This window comes from Dietzia sp. Cai40 (assembly GCF_014145165.1).
Taxonomy (GTDB): Bacteria; Actinomycetota; Actinomycetes; order Mycobacteriales; family Mycobacteriaceae; genus Dietzia; species Dietzia natronolimnaea.
Genome location: NZ_JAALEB010000040.1, coordinates 1 through 3770 on the forward strand (window position 1 = coordinate 1; position 3770 = coordinate 3770).

At 64.1% G+C, this 3770-nt stretch carries 5 protein-coding genes; all 5 read right to left on the reverse strand.

The window, feature by feature from the left end:
* Positions 1–78 precede the first annotated feature (78 nt).
* Positions 79–1101 (reverse strand): hypothetical protein, encoded by a 1023-nt coding sequence (locus G6022_RS01855; protein WP_182640120.1) that lies wholly within the window; start codon positions 1099–1101, stop codon positions 79–81.
* 104 nt (positions 1102–1205) lie between these two features.
* Positions 1206–1481, reverse strand: a complete 276-nt coding sequence (locus G6022_RS01860; protein ID WP_182640119.1) for a hypothetical protein — start codon at positions 1479–1481, stop codon at positions 1206–1208.
* A 394-nt stretch (positions 1482–1875) separates the two neighbouring features.
* Entirely contained in the window at positions 1876–2376 is a 501-nt protein-coding gene (locus tag G6022_RS01865) for a hypothetical protein (RefSeq protein WP_182640118.1), read from the reverse strand.
* A gap of 193 nt (positions 2377–2569) precedes the next feature.
* Positions 2570–3229 (reverse strand): hypothetical protein, encoded by a 660-nt coding sequence (locus G6022_RS01870; protein WP_182640117.1) that lies wholly within the window; start codon positions 3227–3229, stop codon positions 2570–2572.
* 18 nt (positions 3230–3247) lie between these two features.
* A partial coding sequence (locus tag G6022_RS01875) for a recombinase family protein (RefSeq protein ID WP_182690949.1) occupies positions 3248–3770 on the reverse strand: 523 nt, incomplete at its 5' end.

A 3770-nucleotide genomic window follows, 5' to 3' on the forward strand; every position in this document is an offset into this window, starting at 1 on the left:
CCGCCTGGCGCCGTGAATGTGCCTTAAAAACCTACAGTATTGCGACACTCCTGCTGCTGGCTCTGGCGCACGTCCGCTTCATGGGCCGTCAACGTTCTCGGGTGTCTCGGGAAACCGTCTCGCTAGCGGTGTGAAGAACTCATTGTCGCGGGGAGTTCTCGTAAGGCGTAGGTAGCGCGGTGCACACACGTAGTGGATCGCCCTGAGTCGCACCTTCACTCCCGGGAGTTGATCGGCAAGGCTCGCGGCGATCGCTCGGCCCTCGCGATACCAGGCCGCCGGGTCCATATCGTCGGCCCACTCCGGCAGAGCGAAACCCCCATTCGGCAAGCCGAGATTGGCGCTAGTCCCATCGTCATCCTGCCCGTAGTCCAGGAACCCGCGGTGCCAGTCCTCGTTCCACCGCCAGATACGGGCCTCGAGCTGCGAGGTGAGCCCGAGGCTGCGCGGGGTCGGAAAACCCCCAGGGCCCGGACCTGTGCGGAGCCGAGGGGGCTGGTGGTACGGCAGCCACCCGTCCCAAAGGCCCCACTCGACCCCGTACTCCGGCATAAGTTTCAGCTCCCCCGGCACATCCGGATCGGGCTCATTGCCGGGCATCCGCCAGCCGTGTTCACGTTTAAACTGACCGGTCACTGCGCATACGTAGTCCAGCTGATCGGCGGCGAGCTCGCACACCACGTACTTCTCCGCGCAGCAGAACACGAAGTGCTCCGGGAAATGTTCACCGAGGCGCTCGGCCAGTTCGTGTCCGCGGTCGAGCCAGGCCATTTCGTCGAATCCGTCCGTCCACACGGGCTGATCGACCGGACGGTCACCGAGGTGGCGGAAGTGTGTCTTGAACTGGTCGATCCAGTCTTCGATCTCGTTGCGCAAAGCCTGCGGGATCTGCAGGTCTGCCGCCACGCCCTGGTCGTACCCGGGATGACCGGGAGGGAACACGTCAGGGGATGCGGAAATGTAGGGCCGGTAATTGATGACCGGATGCAGTGCAACAAGGCGGCGATTAAACGGACCCGGGTCTGCGGGAACCCGGCACGCCGCACGACACAGGTGCGAAGCACGCAGCCCATGGAAGGTTCCATCCGACGAGACACGCATCAGCCGAGCGTAACCCGAAAGGGAATCTGGCAATCAGCGACGGGAGACGGCGCGAGACCGCCGGGAAGATTCTGCGAGAGAGCAGCAAGCGACCGAATTACGTCTCACCACTGGGGTTCGACGACAAGCCAAGCTATGACGGTATCCACCGCCCACAACGCATCGCTGGTATCGCTCAGGTCTTTGCCGCTCGCCAAGCGCCCTTCTTCCAGCAAGGCTGCCGGGTGATTGACCGCCGCCTCGTAAACGACCTTTGCTTCTGGTCCGGTGAGCGTTCCGCAGCCACGCGACGCCGGCGTTGGCGTCGGCATCTCGAATTCAGACGGCGAGGGGCCCGGCCACGCGGGGACGTCGTCGACAGTGAGAGCGGTGTCGACCATCCCCGGCTGACAAACGATTACCTCCTCGGGGATTGCGAGTTCCTGGGCCGTTGAGGAGGGAGTGCTCTCGACCGGCGGCGCCTCGGCTGGCGATGAGCTGGACGTACCGTCGCTGCCGCACCCTGCCAGGAGTGCAACCCCTAAAAAGGAAGCGCCCACGCCAGCGGCATACCGCCTGAGCATCGCTACCCCGTTCCCGTGTCGTGAACCATGAGCCGATGTTGTCACCGACCACCTTGCAGTCGCAGCATGTCGGCTCAAATCGCCGCCCTCTCTACCGATCGGCGCAACGGTTTCGCGCTGACCGACCGTCCCAGTTCCTTGGTTGTGGGACGGCGACTGTTGACGGACAGTTTCGGTTTGTGAGTCGCAACGCGCTACTCCTCGCGAGTGTTCACGAAGACCAGGTGCGCCGCCGAGAGAGAAGGTCAGGGTTGATGACGCGGGCCGCTTGAATCAGAGCGATGGCCAGTAGTCCGTAGATCCACACGGAGTACGACCACGGGCTGTGGGTAACCACGCTGACGCGGGGGTCATCCCTGGTCCAGTAGGTGCAGCGAACCCCGGCGGGGAGCAGTTCGTACCCATGGGACCAGTTGAGGTCGGTATGAAATGTGCTGACCTGTTCCTGCGGGGGAAGCCGTTCGGAAGGAAAGCCGTCCGGCACGTGACCGTCGCGAAGGGCGCAGGTATAGCCGGGGTAGTCGTTGTAGTCGTCACTGCCGGCGAAGCCGAGGAACGCGATCGCTCCGCAAATCGACAGCACTGCAGAGATCGCGGCCGCAGTTCGTCTGGCGCCTCGCCCGGTCGCCTTGAAGGAAGCCCAGACGATGAAAGCCCAGAGCGCCAGCAACAGGGCTACCGGAGGCAGTAGCGGAATCAGGAATGCCTCCACGGGTACCTCCTAGTTAACGCACCGTGCGGGAGCGGCGCAGGTACGCGTGTCAGCCGGTGGCGGACGACGAGTTCCCTCATCGCCAAACCCCTCGATTGCGGCGCTCGGTGGCGGGGTTATGCCAGTACTGGCTGGCGGTCCGATGTCGTGTTGCAGCACCTACCGCAAGCAAGATTCGCGGGAGGCGCGATTGCTACGACTGCGGGAGGTCGCGGGTCAGCGGGACTACTTCCCACTTGGTGTCGCTTCGCACCTCCTCGACCAGATCCGGCCCAGTCGAGTAGACCTCAATCCATCCGGTCTCGGGTTGAACCTCGAGGAACAGTGTCTCGTCGTCGGACCACAAGAAGGATGGCTCGGGATGGAGAAACGGGTCCATGAGAGCCGCAGTGGACGCAGATACCAGCTGGTAGTCGTAGTCGCTTCCATAGTCACCGTCATCGACGATGGTGATGATGCTTGCGGCGTCGGGTATTCCGATTGGATCACCGTTCACCGTCCAGATCGCCGCTTTCCACTGCCGGACAGTCGCTGTGCGGGAGTAGCGCTGCGCGATCTCGATGGCAGGACCAGCGCTGCACCCGACCAGGCGATCCACATCCATGGCCAGCTCCGGGGTGCCGGCGCTGTCGATCATCGATGTCAATCCGCGGTGGGGCGGATACTGCGCCCCCACACGCTCAGCGACCTCGTGCCATGAGCTCCACCCGGCGACGTCGCGGCCCGTACGGAGCGTGATCGGACACAGGATCCGCACCCCGTAGGTAAAGAGGTCTCGGACAGCGCCCACGGTCCCCGTCTCGAGCAACGATGCGATACGCCCCTCGACGCCCGCTGGCGACCACCCATCCATGTCGGTCCCCTTCCTCGTCTACGTCGTATGTCGTTGGAGGGCGCGGTACAACGTAGACCGCCCGACTCCCAGATCGCGAGCGATAGCTGACGGCCCCTCCCCCGCTTCGACGCGGGCCCGGGCTTTGGCGATCTGCTCGTCAGTCAGGACGCGTTTGCGTCCCTTGTACTTGCCCTTCGCCTTGGCGATGGCAATACCCTCGGCCTGGCGTTCACGGATGATGGCCCTCTCGAACTCGGCGAACGCCCCCAGCAGAGAGAGCATCAGGTCGGCGCGAGGATCTTGGGCGTCGGCGGCGTAGGTGGCCCGTTCGTGGACGAATTCCACGCTCGCGCCCTTGGCGGTAATCTCGCCGACGATCTGCTTGAGATCAACGAGGGATCGAGCTAGCCGGTCCATCGAGGCGACAACCAGCACGTCACCGTCGCGCAGGTACCTGATGCACTCGGCGAGCTTCACCCGGTCCGCGCGAGAGCGAGCCGACTGCTTCTCGACGTAGACCTGGTCGCACTCCCCCACCGCCTCGAGCTGACGCGCCTCA